The sequence below is a fragment of the Luteibacter sp. PvP120 genome (genome assembly GCF_054055715.1).
This window is the reverse complement of record NZ_JBSRXP010000002.1, coordinates 361,337-384,013: the sequence shown is the minus strand read 5'-3', so window position 1 is coordinate 384,013 and position 22,677 is coordinate 361,337. Positions and strand designations below refer to the sequence as shown.

The 22,677-nt window shown below is 67.8% G+C and carries 15 protein-coding genes; 4 read left to right on the top strand and 11 right to left on the bottom strand.

Annotation, left to right across the window (positions count from 1 at the left end):
• Positions 1–121 precede the first annotated feature (121 nt).
• From ACVKN3_RS05595 to ACVKN3_RS05560, 8 genes are all read right to left on the bottom strand, one after another.
• Positions 122–1,120 (bottom strand): alpha/beta fold hydrolase, encoded by a 999-nt coding sequence (locus ACVKN3_RS05595; protein ID WP_081916328.1) that lies wholly within the window; start codon positions 1,118–1,120, stop codon positions 122–124.
• Positions 1,121–1,191: 71 nt separating this feature from the next.
• On the bottom strand, positions 1,192–3,039 hold the full coding sequence (locus ACVKN3_RS05590) for a M1 family metallopeptidase (protein WP_354513652.1): 1,848 nt from the start codon (positions 3,037–3,039) through the stop codon (positions 1,192–1,194).
• Positions 3,040–3,109: 70 nt separating this feature from the next.
• A complete protein-coding gene (locus tag ACVKN3_RS05585) occupies positions 3,110–6,520 on the bottom strand; it encodes a dermonecrotic toxin domain-containing protein (protein ID WP_354513655.1) in 3,411 nt (1,136 codons plus the stop codon).
• 120 nt (positions 6,521–6,640) lie between these two features.
• Entirely contained in the window at positions 6,641–7,390 is a 750-nt protein-coding gene (ubiE, locus tag ACVKN3_RS05580) for a bifunctional demethylmenaquinone methyltransferase/2-methoxy-6-polyprenyl-1,4-benzoquinol methylase UbiE (protein WP_036138249.1), read from the bottom strand.
• A gap of 73 nt (positions 7,391–7,463) precedes the next feature.
• On the bottom strand, positions 7,464–10,619 hold the full coding sequence (locus tag ACVKN3_RS05575) for a dermonecrotic toxin domain-containing protein (protein ID WP_354513657.1): 3,156 nt from the start codon (positions 10,617–10,619) through the stop codon (positions 7,464–7,466).
• 141 nt (positions 10,620–10,760) lie between these two features.
• Positions 10,761–13,361, bottom strand: coding sequence for a glycerol-3-phosphate 1-O-acyltransferase PlsB (plsB, locus tag ACVKN3_RS05570; RefSeq protein WP_285404248.1), 2,601 nt, complete (start codon positions 13,359–13,361; stop codon positions 10,761–10,763).
• 32 nt (positions 13,362–13,393) lie between these two features.
• Entirely contained in the window at positions 13,394–14,365 is a 972-nt protein-coding gene (locus ACVKN3_RS05565; protein ID WP_354513659.1) for a hypothetical protein, read from the bottom strand.
• Between the two features lie 213 nt (positions 14,366–14,578).
• Positions 14,579–15,502 (bottom strand): 5'-nucleotidase, lipoprotein e(P4) family, encoded by a 924-nt coding sequence (locus tag ACVKN3_RS05560; protein ID WP_354513661.1) that lies wholly within the window; start codon positions 15,500–15,502, stop codon positions 14,579–14,581.
• Positions 15,503–15,647: 145 nt separating this feature from the next.
• Here ACVKN3_RS05560 and ACVKN3_RS05555 point away from each other — a divergent pair, with 145 nt between their 5' ends.
• Complete coding sequence (locus tag ACVKN3_RS05555) at positions 15,648–16,667, top strand: AI-2E family transporter (protein WP_354513663.1); 1,020 nt, start codon at positions 15,648–15,650, stop codon at positions 16,665–16,667.
• Positions 16,668–16,714: 47 nt separating this feature from the next.
• A complete protein-coding gene (locus tag ACVKN3_RS05550; protein ID WP_285404240.1) occupies positions 16,715–17,734 on the top strand; it encodes an AI-2E family transporter in 1,020 nt (339 codons plus the stop codon).
• 4 nt (positions 17,735–17,738) lie between these two features.
• Here the strand turns inward: ACVKN3_RS05550 and ACVKN3_RS05545 are convergent, their stop codons facing one another.
• Positions 17,739–19,733 (bottom strand): UvrD-helicase domain-containing protein, encoded by a 1,995-nt coding sequence (locus ACVKN3_RS05545; RefSeq protein ID WP_285404238.1) that lies wholly within the window; start codon positions 19,731–19,733, stop codon positions 17,739–17,741.
• 156 nt (positions 19,734–19,889) lie between these two features.
• Here ACVKN3_RS05545 and ACVKN3_RS05540 point away from each other — a divergent pair, with 156 nt between their 5' ends.
• Together ACVKN3_RS05540 and ACVKN3_RS05535 are read left to right on the top strand one after the other, a co-directional pair.
• Positions 19,890–20,543 carry a thymidine kinase gene (locus tag ACVKN3_RS05540; protein ID WP_036138231.1) on the top strand — a complete coding sequence of 218 codons (654 nt, stop codon included), beginning with the start codon at positions 19,890–19,892 and terminating at the stop codon, positions 20,541–20,543.
• The gene (locus tag ACVKN3_RS05535) at positions 20,540–21,313 is read left to right on the top strand and encodes a hypothetical protein (RefSeq protein WP_285404235.1); all 774 of its coding nucleotides are present in this window, start codon (positions 20,540–20,542) and stop codon (positions 21,311–21,313) included. Before ACVKN3_RS05540 ends, ACVKN3_RS05535 begins: the two co-directional genes overlap by 4 nt.
• Here ACVKN3_RS05535 and mutM read toward each other — a convergent pair whose 3' ends face one another.
• Together mutM and ACVKN3_RS05525 are read right to left on the bottom strand one after the other, a co-directional pair.
• Positions 21,314–22,126 (bottom strand): bifunctional DNA-formamidopyrimidine glycosylase/DNA-(apurinic or apyrimidinic site) lyase, encoded by an 813-nt coding sequence (gene mutM, locus ACVKN3_RS05530; protein ID WP_354513666.1) that lies wholly within the window; start codon positions 22,124–22,126, stop codon positions 21,314–21,316.
• Between the two features lie 55 nt (positions 22,127–22,181).
• Entirely contained in the window at positions 22,182–22,676 is a 495-nt protein-coding gene (locus tag ACVKN3_RS05525) for a hypothetical protein (protein WP_285404230.1), read from the bottom strand.
• Between the last annotated feature and the right edge of the window lies 1 nt (position 22,677).

Here is a 22,677-nt window from a genome sequence, read left to right as displayed (position 1 = left end):
TGTGGGAAAGGAATCCGCAGGTTACGGATGGGGTGACCTCATCGTCTGTCGGTGAAAGACCGCTGCACAAAGGCGCAATGACGCAGCCATCGGCAGGGTGTCACGGACCCCGTGCCCGTCTTCAGTGAGCCAGGGCGAACCCCGTGAGGATGCGCGCCGTTTCGTCGGGTTTCTCGAGCATCGGCATGTGGTTGCAACCGTTCATGACGGTGGCACCGATGGACGGGGAGCTTTTCAGTCCGCCGCGCAGCGTGTCCAGCGCGGATGCGTCGATGATCTTGTCCTCGCGGCACCAGACGCCGAGCACCGGCATGGACAGGCTGCCGATAACGGGATCGAGCGAGTAGGCCTGCGCAGGCTCGCTCAGGCGGGCGAAGGTGCGCTCGATGAAGGCGCGATCCTTTTCGTTGCGCGCCAGCAGCGCGTCCTCGACCCGGCCGGGGATGTGCGGCGGATTGAGGAATATCCGCGCGAGCAGCGCCTCTAGGTCGGCACGGTCGTGGAAGATGAAGGGGTCCTTCCCCGCCTTGACGTCGCGCACGAAATCGTTGTCCTTGAAGGTGAGCCCCAGCGAACTCATCAGGACCAGGCTGGCCACCTGGTCGGGGTGTTCGCTCGCGTACACGCCGGCAATGGCGCCACCCATCGAATGGCCGACCAGCAGGAAGTGCCCGAGGCCCGTGGCGGCGGCGAATGCCTGAAGACGCGCCGCCTGGGCGGGGACACCGTAGTCGCCTCCATCGTTGCGCGACGACTCGCCCCAGCCGGGGAGGTCCGGCGCCACCACGTGGAAGTGATCGGTCAGGCCCTTGGCCATCTCCAGCCAGGTCTCCTTGTTGGCCGCGAAACCGTGCAGCAGGACGATGGTGGGGCCGGTGCCGCCCTCGTAGTACGACCAGGTGGTGTCGCCCGCGACCACCTGCTTCTTTTCCATGTGCGCAGCCATCGCCAGGCGGGCCGCGTCGGCCTTCAGCAGCAGCGAGGGTGCGAACAGATAGACACCGCCGGCGCCGACGCCCAGTACCAGGGCCACGACGACGAGGAACTTGAGCCGGCGGATCAGCAGGCGCTGCCAGAGCGGCCGGCTGGATGTCGGGGCGGGGAGCGGGGTCTTGGCCATGGGATCGGGAGCCTGAACAAAGGACGCCCCGCAAGATGCGGGGCGTCGTGACGGTATGCAAGCCTGGGGGCTTACTTCTTCGATGTGCCGGCGAGGATACGTTCCACCGCCTGCTGGGTCATCGGGTGATAGCCGCTCTTCGCCTTGGCGTACGTGGCCTTGGTATAGGCCAGGCCTTCCGGGGTGCGGGCGAAGGCGCGGTACACCGGTGTGGTCAGGTAGAGCCGGCCGATGCGTGTCATGTGCTCGGCTGCGGCGGTCCAGACGTCCTTGTCGCCGGCGGCGATGGCGTGCGCGTACCAGCGCATGCCGATCTCGGCGTTCGGCGTGCCGGTAAGGTGCCAGGCAGCATCCAGCGCCTTCATGCTCGCCAGCGGCGGCACGTCGGGGAGGCGGTCGAGGAAATACATCCACTCCTGGGTGTTCCAGCCCTTCGCATCGAGCCTGTCGGCGGCGAGGGTGCCGGCAAGGAATGCGGTGCGCTGCGCGTCGATGCTGTCGAAGCGCGGCGAGGCGGGCAGCGGCGCATCCTTCGGGATGCCCGGCTGCCATATCCATGCACGGGCCTCGGCCTCGCTCATCTTGCCGGGGTATTTATCGAGAAGGTTCGCCTTGAGGTAGGCGAACATCGTGTCCGTATCGATACTCTGGAAGGCGAAATGGGCGAAATAGCCCTTCAGGTACGCATCGAACGTGTCGCGGCCGAACCGTTGCTCCAACGTGCGCAGGAACCACGAGCCCTTGTCGTATGCCACGGAGGACAGTGAATCGTCCGCGCCCACGCCACGCGCGTCCGGCGTCAGCTTCTGCGTGTTGGCAGGCATCTGGCCGATCGTCTTCTGCAACTCGCGCGCGGACAACAAGGCTTCCTCGTCCGCCAGCGCCTTGCCGTACACCGCTTCGGTGATGCGGCCCTGGACATAGGTGGTAAAGCCCTCGTTGAGCCAGATATCGCGCCACGCGGCGCTGGTGACCAGGTTGCCCGACCATGAGTGGGCCAGCTCGTGCGAGACCAGCGAGACCAGGCTCTTGTCGCCGACCAGCACGGTCGGCGTGGCGAAGGTCATGTTCGGGTTTTCCATGCCGCCGAACGGGAACGACGGCGGTAGTACGAGGATGTCGTAGCGGCCCCATGCGTACGGGCCGTACAGCTGCTCGGTGGTGGCGATGAGCTTTTCGGTGTCCTCGAACTCGTGCGCGGCCTTGCCGACCACGCTGGGCTCGGCATAGACGGCGCTGCGCGGCCCGGTTTCCTTGACCGCCAGGTCACCGGCGGCGATCGCCAGCAGGTACGACGGAATGGGATGCGGCTGGTCGAAGGTGAAGTCGCCATCCAGCGGATGCTTCGCGTCGTTGATGGCGCTCATTACCACGCGGACATCCTTCGGCGCGTGGATATGCGCGTCGTAGGTAAAGCGGATCGCGGGGGAATCCTGCAGCGGTACCCACGAACGGGCGTGGATCGACTCCGATTGCGAGAACATGAAAGGCTGTTTCTTGTCCGCCGTCTGTGCCGGCGTCAGCCACTGCAGCCCGGAGGCTTCCGGTGCGGTGACGTAGACGATGCGCACGCTGCCCGGATGCGTGGGGGCCTGGATCGTCAGCTTCGCGCCGAGTTCCTTGTCGCGGGGCGCCAGGGCGAACTTCAACGCCGATGCCTTGCCGCCGGCGCCGAGGGCTTCCACGCGGACGATCGTCAGGTCGCGCGTATCCAGCACGAGGTCGCTGGCCCCGGGTGCCTTCCAGTCGAGCTTCAACGTGGCTTGGCCGGCCAGTTCGCGCTTGCCGAAGTCCAGCGTCAGGTCGAGGTCGAGGTGGGTGACCCGGACCGTATCGGGCTGGGCATAGGAGTGCGGATCGGCGGCAAGGGCCGCCGCCGGGAACGCGAGGGCGAGGACGAGGATGGATGGCAGGCGCATGGAGGCTTCCGGTGCAGGCAAGCCTCCAGTATGCCACCCGGTGCCGGAGGTCTTCCGGCACCGGGACGGATCAGGGGCGCGGTGCCGGTGGCGACGGCCACGTGCCGAGTTCGAATTCGCCCGCGGTGAGCCATACGTCACGTACAGCTGCCGGATCCCCGATGGATGGATGCGGCGTGATCACCATGCCGGTGTTGCCCGGTCCGCCGGTGCGGGACAACCGGAACAAAGGCAGGCCGTCGCTGCCGGGTCGTGTCCTTACGGCGCGCAGGTCGACCCGCACCCAGCCGCGTGCGACGGAACCGAGCGTGTCGCCTGCACCGACGCCAGCCACGACGGCACCCGGAATCTGGGCCAGCGGCGTCTCGGGGGGCAGCGTCAGGCCGGCGACGCCTCCCACGCGCCCCTGGGCGAGGATGCCCTGGGGGAGACGTATGTCGGTGGCACCGACGCGCGCGGCGATGTCCGCCTCCGAGAGGTAGATCCATACCGTGTCGGGCCATGCCGTCGGCGGCAACTCGACCAGGGGCGTCGCGGCCGGCCGGGTCAGTGCCAGGCCTGCCGGATGACGTACGGCGACGCCGCCGGAGTAACCCGCCCGTGGCTCTGCCGCGCCTGATGCCGACGCCGCGGGCGCGGCAGCCCGCGGCGGCGCGGAGAACGGTTCCACGCGCGCCGGGGCCGGGATACGCGGGATCCGGGATGCGTGCTCGAGGGCACGCTGGAAATAGCCCTGCTGCGCGGCGGAGAGGCCGCGCCCGCGTGCCGCGGGATCCGCGAGCCGCATGCTGGCATAGATCGACACGACCTCGGACTGACTGCCGGCGAGACGCTGCAATTCGATCAGCAGGCCCCTCCGCTGCGCGCGGCTGAGCATGGCCACGCGCGGCTGGGCGCGCTCGGTCCTGACGCGTCCGAGCAGCTTGCGTGCGCGATCCTCGCCACCCCCGCGCAACCCGACGTGCCGTGTCGTTCGCCACATGCCGGACGCACTGCGTTCGATCGCGGGGCCGGTGAACTGCGCGTCGAGCGCACCGGGGCGCGCGAGTCGCCATGTGCCGTTGCCGGCATCGAAGCGCACACCGTACAGATGGCCGTGCTGGCTGATGTAGTGGTTGCCGCGCAGCGTCAGCACCCCCGCATGTACCGACTCGGCACCGGCAGGGTCGATGCCCCGGGCGACGAAGCGCGATTCGAAGACGGCCTCCGGAGGCGCTATACGCTGGCGGCTGGACACGATGCTGGCCGAACGGTTGCCGGTGCGGATCAGGCTACCCGGAAAGCTGGCGCCGAGCACTGGTCGTACCCCGATGACGTTGAGCGACGAGTGGTACGCCTGGACCATGTCGAGGAAGGCCTGCGGGTGGTCGCCTGCCTTGATGTTTTCCTCCATGCGCCACAAGGCGGGCATGATCTGAGCCGTTTGTCGCAGGGTCTGTTCGAGAAGGTCGCCCGCGAGGGTGTGCACCGGGCTGGCGGCGGCTGTCGCGGATGCGAGCGCGTGCGCGGCCGACTGCCAGTCCGCCACCCCGGTGGAACGCGTCAACGTGGCGACATGGTCCTTCAGCAGGGACACCGAGGTAGCGTAGAGCGCGTCGATCAGGTGGCCGCCCACCACGCGATGGTCGAGATCTTCCTCCATGCGCGTGTACTGGCCCGTGTCCTGCTGCGCGAACACCCAATGGCTGCGTCGTGTGGCGTCGGACACCTTGAATCGCCGTGTGCCGTTGGGCGCGGTTTCCGCGAACGTGCCGGGAAGCCGGTCGAGCAACCAGCGTTCGTTCGCGGGATCGAGGAAGAAGCGGCGCGCCGCGTCCTCGCGCGTATGGAATTCACGGAACGCCACGCCGTCCGGTGCCCCTGGGGTGTAGAGCACCACGCGGGACGAACTGTTCTGCGAGCTGGCGCCTACCTCGAATACGTCGGCCAGGGGTACACCGGCATAGGTCACCTGGCGCGCCACGATCGTATAGCCGTCCACCGTGGGTCGCGAGGACGGCTCCGGCGCATCGATCACCGCCTTCATCCAGCGGTAGCCGATGTCCCGGTCGGCGTAGGCGAAGGCCCGCGGTACATCCTGCCGGTAGTAGGACAGGCGGCTTTCTTCCAGCTCGAAACGCATGCGGGCCTGCTGCAGGTCCCGGGCGATCGCGCGCGACGTCGCCGCCTCCGGGGACGACATCAGGCGCCGGTCGAGATAGGCGGCATAGGCGGTACCCGCGTCCACACGGCGTACGATGTCCCGGATCGCCCGTCCGTCCAGCGAAACCGACGGCGCCGCGCCATCCAGGCGCTCCAGACCCAGCGCGGCGGCGGAGAGGCGACCGATGTTCTGGTAAGCGAACTCCACCAGCCCGGCGCGTTGGGTCGATGCACCCTGGAAGACATGGGACAGCAGCCCCGGTACATCGCCGGGCACCGGGGTGATGCGCACGACGAGATCGGCCGGTGCGTCGGTAACGCCAAGCGCCGTGAGTTCACGTTTCAAGGCGTCTTCGACGAACTCGTCCAGTGGTGTGATGTCGGTCAGGCCGGCGGCCGCGCGTCGCTGGCTGGCAGTGGCAAGGGTATCGACGTAGGCGCGGCGGGCCCGTGTCCAGTCGGCACGTACGGAGGCGGGCAGATCGGCCAGTCGTGCTTCTTCCACGGCGGTGCCCAGGCGGATGTCGCGGCGCGCGAGCATCGCATGCACGTCGAGATGGTCGTTCAGGTCCAGTGCGTCGCGCACGCGATCGGTCAGTGCGCCCGCATCGACGAGGCCATCGGCGAAATCGCTCCAGGCCTCCGCGACGCGTTGTTCCTGTACGCGCGCGATGCGCGAGACCAGCACGTGGAAGGCGTCCGGACCCATGGCGCGTGACGAAACGAACGGCGCATCCAGCAGTGGCTCGATATCGTCGTGCACGATGCCGGGCAGTTCCTCGTCGATCAGCAGGGTTTCCCGGAAATGCTTTTCGGCGGCTTCGTGCAGGGCGTCCAGGTGCGGAAAAGCCTGCCAGCCGGCCTCCGGCAAGAACAGCAGCACGAGATCGCTTTCATCCGGTTTCTGCAGCAACAGGGCACCGGCGTAGGGCGTGTCGCCGATGAGCAGCTCGCTGGCGACAAAGCCCGGCGGTGTGCCGGCGGCAGAGCGCGCGAACGACGTGGCCCATGTCACCGCGCGCTCGTCCAACGTGCCGTCCAGCCCGAGCAGCAGGGCATCGTCGCGCATGGCGCCGGCCAGCTGCGCGGCAAGTGCGGAGGCACGGGAGAAAGGGGGCGCTCCCGGTGCCAGGGCGACGGGCGCGCGCCAGTACGCGGTCAGACCGTCGAGATAGGCCTCCTTTCCTTCTGCGGTCGGCGAGGCGGGCCATGCGGGGAGGGCGCTGCGCTGTTCGACGAGCCAGTGCTGTACATCTGCAAGGCGCTTGACGGTATCGAGCGCCTGCTGGTGCTCGCTCTGGGTTATCGCGGGCGGTGCCTGCGGCGGTGTGGTGTCCATATCGCGTCCTTTGCGTGGGGAATCTCCACGCAAAGGTTAGGCAGGCCGAGGGGATCGGTCTGTCCGTGTCGCACACTGACAACGTGTCGCCGTCTTACAGCACGGCTGTGAGGCAACCCCTCAGAGCTTATAAGCGCGATGGATCGCGACGATGCCGCCGGTGAGGTTGCGCACTTCCACATGGCCGAAACCAGCGGCCAGCATCATGCCCTTGAGTGTTTCCTGGTCGGGATGCTTGCGGATCGACTCGGCGAGGTACTGGTAGCTGTCGCCGTCGTTGGCGAACAGCCGGCCCAGGCGAGGCAGGATCTGGAAGGAATGCACGTCGTACAAGCGCGAAAGCACCGGGCTGTGCACCTTCGAGAACTCCAGCACCAGGGCGCGTCCACCGGGCTTGAGGATCCGGTGCATATCGGCCAGCGCCTTGTCCTTGTCGGTGACGTTGCGCAGGCCGAAGGCGATGGTGACGGCGTCGAAACTGTTGTCGGGAAACGGAAGCGTCTCCGCGTTCATCTGCGCCCAGCGCAGGCCCGAGACCAGGCCCCGATCGGTCAGGCGGTCACGGCCGACGCCGAGCATGGCGGCGTTGATGTCGCCCACCACCACTTCACCCTCGTCCCCAACCACCGGCTTGAGCAGGGCGGCGATGTCACCCGTGCCACCCGCCAGGTCGAGCACGCGGTCGCCGCGACGCACACCGCTGACCGCGACGAAATGGCGCTTCCACAGGCGATGGACGCCGAAGGACATCAGATCGTTCATGAGGTCGTAACTGCGTGCGACCGAGGTGAATACCTGGCCGACGAGTTTTTGTTTGTCTGCGACAGGTACGTCGCGGAAACCGAAATGAGTGGTGTCGTGCTTGTCCATCCATGGATGGTACCCCGTTGCCGATCCCCGGGCGAGCCGTTGCGCCGCGCGGGGATCGGCAGGGTGCGAGGGGCTAGGGGAGATTCAGGGCCGTGAAATCGCCGGCCTCCAGCCCGAGGAAGCTGAGCGGGAAACCGGCATCGGGCTGAAGCACATAGGTGGTGACGCCACCGTGCCGGTCCTCGATGACGCGGATCCCCGGACGATCGCCAGCCCCGAGCCGCGCGCGGTATCGATCCAGGCGGATGTGCAGCCAGTCGTGGCCGTCCGCGGGCAAGGGTGCATCACCTCGCGCCGGCAGCCCGCGCAGGCCCGATCGGGGTACCGATTGCAGCGGCACGACCAGCGAGCCATCCCGCCCCATGCCGAGCAGCGCATCGCCCGGGTGATGCGCGTGCCATACCGAAGCGGGCCATTCTTCCGGTGACAGGACACGCCACGTCGCGCCGGGCGGCGGCGCGGCGCCCGGAGGCAGCGGCTCGACCGGCGTGCTGCGTGCTTCGCGCAGGGCGTCGTTCCAGGCCGTTCGCTGGCGCAGCGTCACGAAGCGCGGCGTCGGTTGGGAGGTGGCTTCCCAGTAGAGCAGGTTGGCCTCACCCACATTGTGCAGGCGGCGTCGGAACGCGTGCTGGAACGTCCAGCGCTGGAACTCGGAAAGTCCCTGCAACTCCTGCCCCATGATGCCGCGCGTGTTGGGCTGCGGCATGGCCCCCGGTTCCACCCAGCCGCCACGCAGGCCGATATCCGTCCGGACCCGCCACGGGCCCGAAGGTCCGGGTTCGATGAGGGGGCCGGGGAAGGTCGCATCCAGGGCGTTGGGCCGCTTCAGCCGCCAGGCATCCAGCGCGGCGTCCTGGCGTATCTCGAAAACACGGCCTTGCTGACGGAGGTAGCGACGCCCATCCAGCCAGTGAATGCCGTTTGCATCCGGTCGCGTCCCGCTGAGATCGACGCCGTCGACGGCATACCGGGTGTCCAGCGCCGGATGGCGGTCCGGAAGACGCAGTGATGACGGCGCGCGCTTCCCGCCGCGACCTTGCGGCAAGGTCAGCACGGACCGGCGGCCAGCGGAAAGGCCACCATGCCAACCCACCAGGCTCAGGGACGCGGTGTACGCCTCGGTGAAATCCACGAAGGCCTGGCTGCCGTTACCGGCCTTGACGTTGTCGTAGAAACGCCACGTGGCCTGCAACGCCTGGCCGACGGCACTGATGGTCTCCATGATCGGTGCCGTCGGGCCGCGACTTCCCGACAAGGCCACCCGGAGAATTCCCCTGATCGAATCAGTATCGGCCTGTGCCGTGCTTCGCCCGGCCCAGGCCACGTCGCGGGCCTGTCGCACGATCTCCGCATCGAACAGGGCCGTGCGGACGTCGCCATCCACGACCCGTTCCTCGAAGGGGCCCTCCGTGAGCGTGCCACGGCCATCGCTGGGGGCGCTCAGCACCCAGTGCGCACGCGCCGTCGATGCGGACACGCGAAAGCGCCGTCCGCTGCCGTTGGGACGTGTCTCGCCGAATTCGGCGGGAAGCCGCCGCAGCAGGTATTCCTCGAACGCGGACGCATAAAGGAAGTGTCGTGCGGCCGTCGCCCGGTCGGCGAACTCGCGGAACGACAGGCCATCCGGCGCCCCGGGCGTGTAGAGCACCACGCGCGACGAGCTGCGCGGGTCCTGCACGCCGATGACCAGCACGTCGCTGACTACCTCGCCCTGATAGACCAGTTGTCGCACGCTGACGCGGTGGCCGCCCACGGTGCGCCGGGTGGCGGCGGCCGGGCTGTCGAGCACCGCTTCGACCATGCGGTATCCCCGGTCGTCGTTGTCGTCGAGGAAGACAGCGGGTTCGTCGGTGAGGTAAGACGCCATGCGTGCGTCGGCGGCTTCCAGGCGCATGCGCGCCTGCTGCAGGCGCATGGTGCTCGTACGATAAGGGCGTCCGCCGGGATCGCGCAGCTTTTCGCGCAGGTACGTGGCGAAGCGGGGTGCGAGGTTGAGCTCGCGAACGATGTCACGCAGTGCCTGCAAGGGTGGGGGCGTGCCTTTCGCGCTGATCACGCGCAACGATCGCGCATCGATGACGCCGGTGTTGCGCAGCGCGAATTCGGCGAGACTCATGCGTGTCGTGCCGGTCGATGAGGTTGAGCCCGGTAGGGTCAATGCTTCCGTGCCGGTGGTCTCGATCGCGATGTCGGCCGGATCGACGTCGATCCGGTGCCGCGACAGCGCAGCGACGAGTTCGCGCCGGCTCCACTGTGCAAGGTCGAGCGGGATGTGCGAGGGATGCCGCTGTGCGGAACCGACGGCCAGCATGCCGGCCATCCGATATTCCGCCACGGCGCGGCGCCAGCCCTGCGCCACCTCGGCGGGCACGCGCGCCAGGCGTGCCTCGCTTGCCGCTACCGCGAGGCGCATTTCGCGCGCGCTGACCAGGGCGAACACGTCGATCAGGTCGTGCAGGTCGTCGGCGGCCGCGATGTCGTCGGCGAATGGCGATGCATCTGCCGCGCCCGCTTCCGGCCATGCGTCCGCCACCTTCTGACGGTGCAGCTCGCCCATGCGGCGCGCGAGGACCTGGAATACATCGCCGTGCAGGGGCGCGGAATCGACGAAGCGTACCGCGGTGACGACCTGCTGTGCCTCGTCCGCGCGCACGCCCGGCAGCGTCTGGCGGTGGGCCATGACCTGGCGCAGGCGAACCTCCGTGCGCGCGTGCAACGCATCGAGCGTTTCGAAAGTCTCCCAGCCATGGTCCGGCGTAAAGAGCAGCGTGGGCGATCCTGGCGTTTCGCGGGTGACGATCACCGCGCCGGCGTAATCGACCTCGCCGATGCGCAGGCTGCGTACGTCGGTACCCGGCGGCAACGCACCGCCGTGCGAGCGAGCGAAACCGGTGGCCAGCGAAGCGGCGGCCTCGTCCAGGGTGCCGTCGATGCGTCGCACGATGGCTTCGTCGCGCATGGTGGCGGCAAGTCGTGCCGCCAGGGCGTCGATACGTGCCACGGAGGGCGTGCCGGGCGCACCATCGACCGACTGGCGCCACCAGGCATCCAGTCCGGCTAGATACGCCATGCGATCTTCGGCGTGGGGTGTGGCCGGCAGAGCGGGGAGCGCGGCTTGCTGCTCGGCCAGCCATGCCTGCACGTCCAGCAGTCGCCGAAGCCCGTCGATGGCCTCCTGTTGCGTACTGCTGACGATGGCAGGCGGTGCCTGCGGTGGAGTCATATCCATGCTGCATCCTTTGCTTGGGAAAGTCCGTCGCAAAGGTTAGGTGCGTGGCCCGCGCGTGTCTGTCCCCGGCCAGGCGCGTCCCGTGTCGGGTGATCCAAGGCAGCGGCGTGGGCAGCGCGTCGGTGTCGTCACTGCCCGGCCTTACACGCCCGGATGCTCCCGATGACGTATTTCCTCGTTGGCCACATGGCGCTCATGCAGCGACTCGGCGGTGGTTTCACCAGGATCGGCGGGCGGCCGCGCGTCCAGGTCGCGATCGTTGTCGCCGCCGGGGGTGATCTTCAGAATCGAGTGACGCACCTCGCGCGCGAGGATGACGCGTGCATCGCGCACCATGTCCTCCAGGGCGTCGCTGAAATCCAGCTTGCCCGCCTTGTCCGTCCAGACGATCTTCACCTCGCGCAGTTTCTGGATGAAGCCGCGGAACAGCGCCTTGTCGAAGAACTCCGGTGCCGACAGCTCGTTGAGCAGGCCCAGTCGCTGGGCCGTGAGCGTGCACGCGGTTTCCAGCTCGCCGGAACTCATGGTATGCGGGCCGTTCTTCACCAGCGCGGCGATGGCGATGTAGTACCGCTCGAAGGCCTGCAGCATGCTTCGTGCGATGACGCGGAGCTGGTACGCGCCGTCGTCCTGGCCCGGTCCGCGCTCGAGCACGCGACCGTCGGCGCTGGACTCGAGCAGGCCCCGGCGGACGAAGAACTCGATGGTGTCCTGCAACTGCGCCGCAAAGCCGTCCTGGTCCCAGGGCAGGAACAGTTCGCCCTGGATGAACGGGTAGATGACCCGGCCCAGCCGGATGACGGACGAGCGTGACATGCGGCGGTTGTTGAGGAAGCACGCCGCCACCCACGCCGCCGCCGCGTTGAGGTGCAGCACGTTGTTGCGGAAGTAGGACAGCAACACCGCCTGTTCGCCGTCCGTGACGAGCACGTCGCCCAGCGGATGGCGCACCCGGCGAATCCAACCCATCTGCTCGCCGTAGGCGACGATGCTTTGCGGGTTCATCGGCGTGATGGTGACCCGATCCGAGTAAGGCAGTTCGACGAACATCGACTTGGTCAGCTCGAGCTGGGCCAACAGGTCGTTTTCCGCCATCGCGTGCTTCGGCGTGGCCAGCACCACAAGCGCCAGCAGGTTGATCGGATTGACGTCTGCGGCGCGGTTGATGTTGATCTGGATGCGGTCGGCAAGATCGTCGACCACGCCGTTCATCCAGTCCGGGCGGGTATCGGCGTCCGCGGTGGTCGCGCGCCAGTCGGGGGCGACGGCATCGAGCATCGGCGTGAGCGCGATCGGCTCGCCGAAGTTCAGCGTCACATGGCCGTAGCGCTGGCGCAGCACCTTCAGGCCGCGGATCAGGCCGAGCAGGGATTCCTTTTCCTTCGGCTTGCCCGACAGTTCGCCGATGTAGGACTTACCTTCCATCAGTTTCTCGTAGCCGATGTACACCGGCTGGAACAGCACGGGGCGGCGCGGCGCACGCAGGAACGCGCGCAGCGTCATCACCAGCATGCCGGCGCGTGGCGCGAGCAGGCGCCCCGTGCGCGAGCGGCCGCCCTCGATGAAGTATTCCAGCGGCACGCCGCGGTCCACCAGCTGCGCGAGGTATTCGTTGAACACCACGGAGTACAGCGCGTTGCCCTTGAAGCTGCGGCGCAGGAAGAACGCACCGCCGCGGCGCAGGATCGGACCCACCACCGGCAGGTTGAGGTTGACGCCGGCAGCGATGTGCGGCGGCACCACGCCCGAGTGATGCAGCTGGTAGGACAGCAGCAGGTAATCGGTGTGGCTGCGGTGGCAGGGCACGTAGATCACTTCGTGGCCGGGAGCCGCGGCACGCGCCTTGTCGAAATGGTGCATCGCGATGCCGTCGTACAGCTTGTTCCAGAAGTTGGACAGCAGGAACGACGACGAGCGCACCACGGGATGCGAGTAATCCGCCGAGATCTCCAGCGCGAAATCGCGCGCGCGACGCTGCGCCTTGGCCAGCGTGATGTTTTCCTTGCTGGCGGTGGCGGCGATGGCGTCGCGGACCGGCTCGGTGGTGAGCACGGCATCGACCACGGTGCGGCGATGGGAAAGGTCGGGTCCGATCACCGCGGCGCGAACGCGACGGAAGTGGGTGCGCAGCACGCGGGCGATCTTGCGGGTCAGCCGCTCCGGCGTGAGGCTGTGCGATTCGCCCATGACATCGCGCAACGAGACCGGCGTGGAGAAATGGACCACGGTATCGCGACCGTTGAGCAACAGCGCCAGCATCCGGCGGAAGCGGCCCACCACCAGCCAGTTTTCCGCGAACAGCACGCTGAACCAGCCGCTTTCGCGGGCCGGTGCGCGGCCGACGTAGATCGACACCGGCACCACCTGGATGTCGCGCGTGGGATCGTCCTCGATCGCGCGGATCAGCTGGCCGAGCGGTTCCTTCGGGCCCCTGGCGTCCGTGCGCCCGAACAGCCAGCCGTGCCGGCGGCTCAGCGAGAACACGGACCGGCGCCGACGGCCAGGCAGCTCGAGCAGCTGCATCGGGCTGGGTAACCCGGCCTCGCGGCAGGCGCGCTCGAGGATCAGGGCATCCGACGTGCCGTCGCGCTCGATGGCATAGCAGACCGCCGCGCCGCTCCTGAGCAGCGTGGTCGGTTCGGCCGGATCGCGCTTGATCCGGACCCAGGGTTCGAGGACACGCCCCAGCAGCTTGAACCACCAGGGTGAACGGGCGACATGGACGTGCGGAACTGCACTCATCGGGATTTCGGACATGCGGCGATTGTACGGCCTCAGCGCGCCCGGGCGGCTGCGACGGGTGCGCCGGGCGGCTTGCCTGGCGTGGCGGCGGTGGCCGCCGGCGCGGGCGCGCTCGTGGCCGGGGCGGGCTGGGCAAGGCGTGTATGGTCGTCGCGGACGCGTTGAAGCAGGTCGCTGTCGTACCAGCGGCCGTCGAGCAGCACCAGGGTTGCGTCGGTCTGGATCGGCTTGTCGAGAAGGGTATAGGTGATCTTCACGTGCGCCGAGCCGCCGTTGTTTTCCAGCGTATCGATGCTCACCGAGTCGAAGCTCTTGTCCACGGACAGGCCGTAGACCGCCAGCAGGCGCTTGAAGCCGAGCCACCCCGTGGACCACGTAGCCATGGATTGCTCGAAGTTCATCGTGTGCAGGGCGTCGGGGGTGGAGAGGCCCGCCTTGCGCGCGGTATCCACGAGGATGCCGATCGCCTCCCGGGCGTGCCCCTGGTCGCCCCAGGCGACGGTCTGCGTCCAGGGGGCGACGATGTTCACCGCCTCGCGCAGCTGCCGTTTCTGCGGCACGGTAAGGTCCTTGGCCTGGTCGATCGCGGTGAGCGCCATCGATTGGCCGACACCCGCGATCAGCGGCATCTGGTCCTTGTAGTCGCGATCGAAGCGCAGCAGCGTGGGCCGCACGTCGGCGAACAGTTTCTTCTCGGCATCCGGCTCGGTCAGGCGTTTCACGCCCGCCTCGAACTTGGCGCGATCGGCCGGGTCCATCGGCGCCTCGGCCTCGTTGCGGCGCGGCCAGTCCGCGTGCAGGTTGGCAAAATCGGCCGGGGGCAGGGCATGGCGCCAGAACATGTCGAACTTGCCGTCGCGGATCAGCTCCAGCGAAGCGCGTGTGGCGTCCTCCGGCGAACCGCCGCCCGGTGTGCCCGGCGCTTCCACCTTTTTCTTGTCGCAGGCGGCGACGGACACGAGCAGGGCCAGGAGGACCGGTACCAGCAGGAGGGAGCGGCGCATGGGGGCTTCGACGTCTCGGCACGGCGGGGACGGGGAGCGTACAAGAAAAAACCCCGGAGACTCATCGTCTCACGGGGTTATCCAGCCCGAAGCCGGTAAGGGAAATGGCCTTGCCCGCCTTGCTTTGAAGCGCCACGGGTTTCGGCGACGGGGATGATAGTTGGATGACATTGTTAAAGCAATACATCATCTAGAACTATCTAAGTTACTGATTTAATTGATGCGTAGTGCGTCCAGTTTCTTCTGGCGCCGTTCCGGCCGCGACAGCTCGAAATCGTTGTCGAACAGCGCCGGCTCCCACGAACCGTACGTGGGGTTGGGCAGGACGAACCAGCGTTCGCCGATCCACGCCGTATACGGCGCCATGGCACGGCTACGGCCCTCGCGCGTGTTGCCCGGGACGCTGGTGAAGTCGCCCAGCTGGTCGCCGAACTGCATCAGGACCCGGTAGTGGGCGCCGATGCGTTGCCGCCGGCAGCTCTTTTCGCTGCCCGCCTGCTCGCAGCCCTCGACGACCGTACCCAGGCCGAGGAAGGCCTCCTTGCCTGCTACCGGGAACCCGGCGCTGCGCAGGTTGGCCAGCGTGGCCTCGTCCAGGTCGCGGGCGCGGTTGGAAATGTAGAACACGGCGATGCCGTGGTCCGCGGCAAAGCGGGTGAAGGCCAGGGCGCCGGGCAGGGGCCGGGCTGCCGCTTCCTTGCACCAGGCCGCCCATGCCGCCTCGTTGTATTCACCGCCCGAACGCACCAGGCGCGCCTGGTAGGGCGAGTTGTCCAGCACGGTCTCGTCGATATCGAGGATAACGGCCGGCTTCAGGCCCTTCAACGAGGGGTGCGCGGCACGGTCGTCCTTCGGCAACGCGTCCCACGTGGGGTCCTGCTTTGCCTTGAGGATTTTCTCCTGCGCATTGCGGAAGGTCTGCAGGTAGATCAGGTCGTGCTCGTCGGCGCGCTGCGACCAGGCCACCGCGTTGAGGTTGTCGTCGGCATCGGCGCCCGAGGCAGGTGCCGGGAGCGCTGCCGCGGCAGCAGGGGCCCCTGCTGGGGTCGCCGGGGCGGCAGCCCGCGGCGCATGGGCGCAACCGCCCGTGGTCAGGGCGAGGACGGCCGCCAGGGCGACCGGAGCGAACTTCATCATGGAAACCCCTTGTCGATCGGGTATCGGCACCCGAGGGGCGGCGATTCTGCGCGCAGTTTACGACAGCCTGACGACGGGGGCATGCCTCTGGCGCTGCCGCCCCACGTACTGACAGACTGCGGCCTTACCCACGACGAGATCGTCCATGGATGCTTCGCCCTCACGGACCCGCGCCGTGCGCATCGCCAGCTATGTCGCCGCGGGTAGCGGCTTGCTGCTGATCCTGTGGCTGCGCCTGCTGCCGGCCCTGCTCGCCGGCCTGCTCGTCTACGAGATGGTGGTTTCCACGGCGCCCCTGATGGGGCGCCGCCTGCCGAACGACCGCGCACGCGTGCTGGCCGTGGCGGTGATCGGGGTCGTGGTGGTCGGTCTGCTGACCTTGCTGATCCTGGGCGGCATCAGCTACTTCCGCAATGAGATCGGCAATCCGCAGGAGTTGTGGCAGGACCGCCTTATGCCGTTGGTGGAGCGTGCGCGGCAGCAACTGCCCCCCGCCATCGTCGATCGCCTGCCCGACAGCGTCGAGGCGCTCCGTTACACAGCGATGGACTGGGCCCGCTCGCACGCGGTGGACCTGCAACTGGCAGGCAAGGAGGCTGCGCGCGTGCTGGTGCATATCCTCATCGGCCTGATCCTCGGCGCCATCGTCGCCCTGAGCCGCACGCGGCCCAGCCACCAGGTGGGGCCGTTCGCCGCCGAGATGTCACTGCGTAGCGCGCGGCTCGCCGACGCGTTCCACAACATCGTCTTCGCCCAGATCAAAATCTCGATGGTCAATACCGCATTCACGGCCATTTACCTGCTCGGCATCCTGCCCCTGTTCGGCGTGCACCTGCCGCTGACCAAGACCCTGATCGTCGTGACGTTCCTCGTGGGACTGCTGCCCGTGATCGGCAACCTGCTGTCCAACACGGCCATCACCATCGTCGGGTTGTCCGTCTCGCTTTACGTGGGCCTGGGCGCGCTGGTGTTCCTGGTCGTGATCCACAAGCTGGAATACTTCCTCAACGCGCGCATCGTCGGCGTGCAGATCCGGGCTCGCGCCTGGGAGCTGCTGGTGGCCATGCTGATGTTCGAGGCGGCGTTCGGGCTGCCGGGGGTGGTCGCGGCGCCGATTTTCTACGCCTACCTCAAGTCTGAACTCGAGGCCGCGCGTTTGATCTGACGTTCATCGTCGTGATGCTGGAATCGCCGCCATTCAAGGAACCCGACATGATCAGCACGCCCGGATCTTCCCGCGCCATCCGCGTGGCCACCTATATCCTCGCGGCGCTGGCGCTGTGGGGCGTGCTGATGTTGCACCTCGTCTCCGCGCTGCTGGCGGGGCTGCTGGTCTACGAGGTGGTCGAGGCGCTGACGCCGCTGATCCGGCGCGTCATCCCGGGTGAACGGGCCCGCCTCATCGCGGTAGGCGTGGTCACGGTGATCGTGGTGGGCGCCATCGTGCTGCTGGTCTTCGCGGCCTTGAGCTTCTATCGCCGCGACGTCGGCGATCCGCAGCAGCTGTGGGATGCAAAGCTGGTGCCGCTGCTGGACAAGGCGCACGAGCAACTGCCTGCGTGGCTGACCTCGCGCCTGCCCGACAGCCTCAACGACTTCCGAACCCAGGGCATGGGCTGGGCCCACGAGCACGCGGGCGACCTGAAGCTGGTCGGCACCACGGCTGCCCGGGTGACGGCGCATATCCTGATCGGCCTGGTGCTGGGTGCCATCGTCGCCGTGTCGCACGGGGCGGGCGGTCGGCCGGCCAAGCCGCTCGCATTCGAGCTGTCGACCCGCTCGATGCGCCTCGCCGACGCGTTTCACAACATCATCTTCGCCCAGCTGAAGATATCGGCGATCAACACGACGCTGGCGGCGCTGTTCCTGCTGGTGGCGCTTCCGCTCTTGGGCGTGCACGTGCCGCTGGCGAAGACGCTGGTCATCGTCACCTTCGTCGTGGGGCTGCTGCCGGTGGCGGGTAACCTCATCTCCAACGTGCTGATCGTGGTGGCGGGGTTGTCCGTCGCGCTGTGGGTCGGTGTGGCGGCGCTGGTATTCCTGGTCGTGGTGCACAAGCTGGAATACTTCCTCAACGCGAAGATCGTCGGCGGGCAGATCCGTGCGCGCACGTGGGAACTGCTGATCGCGATGCTGGTGTTCGAGGCCGCGTTCGGCATCGCCGGGCTGGTGGCGGCGCCGATCTACTACGCGTACCTGAAGAGCGAGCTGGAAGCGGAAGGGCTTATCTGAGGCTTCAGCCGCCGCCCGCCAGCATCGCGCGGATGCGGGCAATGTGGGTGTCGGCGGCTTCCTTCTTCACCTCGGCGTCGGCGTCCGGGTCCTTGCCGTCCCAGTGCAGGTCGTCCTGCGGCAGTTCCTCGAGGAAGCGGCTCGGGTCGTTGGATAGCACCTCGCCGTACTTGCGCGAGCGGGCGGAGAAGGACAGGGTCAGCATCTCCTTCGCGCGCGTGATGCCGACGTACATCAGGCGGCGCTCCTCGTCGAGGCGGCCTTCGTCGATGGCGCCTTCGTGTGGCAGCGTGCCGTCCTCGCAGCCGACGATGAAGACGAAACGGAATTCCAGCCCCTTCGCCGAGTGCAGGGTCATCATCCGCAGGGCATTGCCCGGATCGTCGCGATCTGCATGGCTGAGCAGGGCGAGCTGGGCGGCGATGTCGCCGGTTCGGCCGCCGTCGCGGCCCATGGCGCGGAACCAGTCGACCAGTTCGCGCAGGTTGCCCAGGCGGCGCTCGCGCAGCACCTCGTCGGTGGTGGACGCCGCGATCTGCGCGCCGTAACCGGTTCTCTCGATCACGGTGTTGACCAGGTCGGCGGCGCTCTCATGCACGGCATGGCTGCGCAGTTCGTCCATCAATCGCGCGAAACCGGCCAGCGCCGAGGCGGCGCGCGGCGCGATGGTTTTCAGTGCGCTGTCGCTACGTGCGGCGTCCAGCAACGACGCGTTGCGGGACTGCGCCATCTGCCCGAGTTTTTCCAGTGACGTGGCACCGATCTCGCGCTTGGGTACGTTGACCACGCGCAGGAATGCCGCGTCGTCGGTCGGGTTGGTCAGCAGGCGCAGGTAGCAGAGGATGTCCTTCACTTCCGCGCGGTCGAGGAACGACAGCGCACCGCTGAGGTGATACGGCACCCGCGCGAGACGAAGCGCCTTCTCGATCACGCGTGCCTGGAAGTTGCCGCGGTAGAGGATGCAGAAGTCATCCCAGCGGATGCCTTTTTCCTTGTACTTCTCGTGCAGGCTGGCCGCGATGGAAGCGATGCGTTCCGCTTCGTGGTCATTGTCCTTGCATTCCAGCACGCGGATGGGCGGGCCTTCGGCATGATCGCTCCACAGGCGCTTCTCGTGCACGTGCGGGTTGTTGGCGATCAGATGGTTGGCCGCGCGCAGGATGCGCTTGGCGCAGCGGTAGTTCTGCTCCAGCTTGATCACGCGCAGGTTGGTGAAGTCGCGCCCGAGCTGGTCGATGTTCTCGGGGTTCGCGCCGCGCCAGGCGTAGATGCTCTGGTCGTCGTCGCCCACGCAGGTGAAGCGCGCCTTGGGACCGGCGATGGCCTTGAGCAGGCGGTACTGCGCGTCGTTGGTGTCCTGGTATTCGTCGACCAGCAGATAGCGCAGGCGCTCCTGCCAGACGGCACGCGCATCGTCGTCGGTTTCCAGGATGCGCAGCGGCAGCCGGATCAGGTCGTCGAAGTCCACCGCGTTGAACGCGGCGAGGCGCTGCTGGTACAGGTCGTAGATGGTGGCTGCTTCTATCTCGCGCGGGCTGCGCGCCGAGGCCATGGCTTCCTCCGGGGACAGGCCGCCGTTCTTGGCCTTGCCCACCAGGTTGCGGATGCCCTGGATCACTTCCGGCTTCACGCCCTTGGGTGACAGCTCCTTGATCATGTTGGCGCTGTCGTCGGCGTCCAGCACGGAGAACCCGCGACGCAGCTGCGCGCGGTCGTGCTCGATCTGCAGGAACTTCAGGCCGAGCGCGTGGAAAGTGCAGACCGTGAGCGCCTTGGCCGACTGCTCGGAAATGAGCTTGCCGACGCGCTCGCGCATTTCCTTCGCCGCCTTGTTGGTGAAGGTGATCGCGGCGATCTTCTCGGCGGCCAGGTGGCGGCGCGAGATCAGGTGCGAGATCTTTTCGGTGATGACGCGCGTCTTGCCCGAGCCGGCACCGGCCAGCACGAGGAGGGGACCGTCGCAGTACTCGACGGCCGCGTGTTGTTGCGGATTGAGCATCGGGATTCGGGCCGGAAAGGACAGGCGGACGAGACCGGGGATGGTATCAGGTGCCGGCCCGGGGAAAGGGAACGCGACCCTACTCTCAGCGACGGCGAGACTGCCGGCGACGACGCCAGGCGGTACCATGTGCGGTCACGCATCGGAACGACCGGCATGGCCAAGCTGTATTTCTACTATTCGGCAATGAATGCCGGCAAGACCACCACGCTGCTGCAGAGCGCGCACAACTACCACGAGCGCGGCATGCGCACGCTGATCCTCACCCCGGCGCTGGACAACCGCTACGGCGAAGGCGTGGTGGCGTCGCGCATCGGCCTGCAGGCCCGCGCGCTGCGCTTCGCCGGCGACGAGGACATCCTCGCCATCGTGGAGCGGGACATCGCCCGCCGCGGTCCGCTGCACTGCGTGCTGGTGGACGAGGCCCAGTTCATGAGCAAGGCCCAGGTCTGGCAGCTGTCCGACGTGGTGGACCGGCTGGGTATCCCGGTGCTGGCCTATGGCCTGCGCACCGATTTCCGCGGCGAACTGTTCGAGGGCAGCCGCTACCTGCTGGCCTGGGCGGACAACCTGGAAGAGATCAAGACGATCTGCCATTCGGGCCGGAAGGCCACGATGGTGGTTCGTGTGGATGAGCATGGCCGGGCGGTGACCCAGGGCCCGCAGGTTGAGATCGGCGGCAACGACCGCTATGTCTCGGTCAGCCGCGCGGAGTTCAAGAGCGTTACCGCCGGCGATGGCCGTATCGAGTTGCAGCAATCCGTGCTGCCGCTCGGCGAAACCGATTCCGATGAAGGACAGCCCGCGTGACCGAAACGACCCCTGCCGCCCCCTCGTGGCCGCGCCCGCACTGGCAACCCAGCGACGAACATGCCGTGCTGCTGTTTTTCGTCTTCGGCGCCTTTCCGGAAGACCTTGCCATCCCCGCGTCGCGTTACGGCAGCGCGGGGCTGCCCGAAGGCGTGGAGCTGCAACGCTTCCAGAACGCCGTGCTGTCCCGCTGGGAGGGCTATCCCCTGGCCGGCGCGCTGGGCGACCTGCTGCGCGAGGACAGTCCTGAAGCCTTCGCGGCAGCCAAGGCCGCGCCGCATGTCGTGGCCATCCGCGGACGGTTTGCCGACCGTGAGGCCCTGGATTACCTGCGTGACACGCTCGGTGTCGTGGCGGCCCTGACGGACATCGGCGGCAAGGCGGTGGTCGATCCGCAGATCCTCAGCCTGTTCGATGCTGCCAGCTGGCGTGAGCACTACCTGGTCAAGGGCGGCGCGCCCACGCGCCACCACGTGCTGATCCTGTGCAGCCCGGAAGAGACCAAGGGCCGTTCCTGGATCCGCACGCGCGGCATGCGCAAGTTCGGGCGTCCGGACATCAGCCTGACCAACGTGCCCGACCGCGAGATCGACCGCGCGGGTGCGCTGGCGGAGCGCTTCGTCGACCTGGGCGCCCTGGGTGCGCATTTCGAGGAAGGGCAGACGGTCGAGGTGGACGGCGTAGCGGGTGGACTGACCGTGGCCCTTTCAGGCGACGAGACCGACCCGCTGTTCAACAACTCGCACGCGGCGATGCGCTGGCCGGATTGATCAGGTCTGGCAGGACGGGCAGTAGAACGAGGCACGCTGCCCGAGCGTGACGACCCGGATCGGCGAGCCGCACTGCTTGCAGGGCTCGCCGCCCCGGCCGTAGACGAACAACTCCTGGAAGAAGTACCCGGGTGCCCCGTCGGGCGCGAGGAAATCGCGCAGCGTGGTGCCGCCCCGGGAAATCGCGTAGGCCAGGATGCGCTTGATCTCGGCGGCGAGCCGGGCATAGCGTTGCCGCGACACCTTGCCCGCGGCGCGACGGGGGTCGATGCCGGCGGCGAACAGTGCCTCGCTGGCGTAGATGTTGCCCACGCCGACCACGACGGCGTTGTCCATGATGAAGGTCTTGACCGCCGCGCTGCGTCCCTGTGCCAGGCGCCACAGCACGTCACCGTCAAAGGCGTCGGTCAGCGGCTCCGGCCCGATGCCATCCAGCAGGGCATGGGTTTCCCCCGGCATCTGCCACAGCAGTGCGCCGAACCGGCGCGGATCGGTCAGGCGCAGCACCTGGTCGGTTTCCAGCACGATGTCCACGTGGTCGTGCTTGCCCGGCGGCGTGTCTCGCGGCAGCACGCGCAACATGCCGGACATGCCCAGGTGGAGCAGGGCCGTGCCCGCCTGCGTTCGCAGCAGCAGGTACTTGGCGCGACGTTCCACCGCCTCGATCACCTGCCCGGGCAAGTGCGAGGTGATCTCCGGCGGAATGGGCCAGCGCAGGTCCGGGCGGCGGAGCACCACGCCGGTGACGCGGCGTCCTTCCAGGTGCGGAGCGATGCCGCGGCGGGTGGTTTCGACTTCGGGCAGTTCGGGCATGCGCGGAAGATGGGGCCTGTCGCGGCGGCTGGCAACTACCACGGAGCCCGCGGGATCAGGGTGGCACGCTGGTGTGCATCGGCAGTGCGGCGGTTCGTTCGGCCCGCGGGAGCGCCTGCGCGGGTATGAAAGCGATGCGATTTCCCACCCTCGCGTAGCGTTGCCTGCCGAGCGCGGCCAGGTCGCCGAAGTCCACGCGAACATCGTCGAGCACGAGCACCGCGACCGGGGGCGCCAGGCCGATCTTCGCTGGGTCGAACGCTGCGGACGGTTTCCAGTCGGCCACCGGTGTGGCCGCGAGCGCGGCCAGGTCGCCCGCCCGCCCCTGGTCCGCGGCGCCACCGCCGTCCTCGGCGATCCAGCGCCCGTCGCGTCGTTCGAAGCGCTGCGGAGTGCTTCCCTTGAGCGCGACCTCGATGCGCGTGATCGCGTCCGGGTCGAGCGGCGTGAGCGTATGCGCGCGGGCGTCACTTTCGTCCACGTGCCATTGCCATGCCACGGCACCGACCAGCAGCGCCAGCACCAGCAGTCCGATCAGCCGGCTTCGCATC

Excerpts from the sequence above, each read along its gene's own strand:
- plsB (WP_285404248.1), bottom strand. The coding sequence starts at position 13,361 with ATGAGTGCAGTTCCGCACGTCCATGTCGCCCGTTCACCCTGGTGGTTC.
- ACVKN3_RS05555 (WP_354513663.1), top strand. The coding sequence starts at position 15,648 with ATGGATGCTTCGCCCTCACGGACCCGCGCCGTGCGCATCGCCAGCTAT.
- ACVKN3_RS05545 (WP_285404238.1), bottom strand. The coding sequence starts at position 19,733 with ATGCTCAATCCGCAACAACACGCGGCCGTCGAGTACTGCGACGGTCCC.
- ACVKN3_RS05590 (WP_354513652.1), bottom strand. The coding sequence starts at position 3,039 with ATGCGCCTGCCATCCATCCTCGTCCTCGCCCTCGCGTTCCCGGCGGCG.
- ACVKN3_RS05550 (WP_285404240.1), top strand. The coding sequence starts at position 16,715 with ATGATCAGCACGCCCGGATCTTCCCGCGCCATCCGCGTGGCCACCTAT.
- ACVKN3_RS05525 (WP_285404230.1), bottom strand. The coding sequence starts at position 22,676 with ATGCGAAGCCGGCTGATCGGACTGCTGGTGCTGGCGCTGCTGGTCGGT.
- mutM (WP_354513666.1), bottom strand. The coding sequence starts at position 22,126 with ATGCCCGAACTGCCCGAAGTCGAAACCACCCGCCGCGGCATCGCTCCG.
- ACVKN3_RS05595 (WP_081916328.1), bottom strand. The coding sequence starts at position 1,120 with ATGGCCAAGACCCCGCTCCCCGCCCCGACATCCAGCCGGCCGCTCTGG.
- ACVKN3_RS05540 (WP_036138231.1), top strand. The coding sequence starts at position 19,890 with ATGGCCAAGCTGTATTTCTACTATTCGGCAATGAATGCCGGCAAGACC.
- ACVKN3_RS05565 (WP_354513659.1), bottom strand. The coding sequence starts at position 14,365 with ATGCGCCGCTCCCTCCTGCTGGTACCGGTCCTCCTGGCCCTGCTCGTG.
- ACVKN3_RS05575 (WP_354513657.1), bottom strand. The coding sequence starts at position 10,619 with ATGGATATGACTCCACCGCAGGCACCGCCTGCCATCGTCAGCAGTACG.
- ACVKN3_RS05585 (WP_354513655.1), bottom strand. The coding sequence starts at position 6,520 with ATGGACACCACACCGCCGCAGGCACCGCCCGCGATAACCCAGAGCGAG.
- ACVKN3_RS05560 (WP_354513661.1), bottom strand. The coding sequence starts at position 15,502 with ATGATGAAGTTCGCTCCGGTCGCCCTGGCGGCCGTCCTCGCCCTGACC.
- ubiE (WP_036138249.1), bottom strand. The coding sequence starts at position 7,390 with ATGGACAAGCACGACACCACTCATTTCGGTTTCCGCGACGTACCTGTC.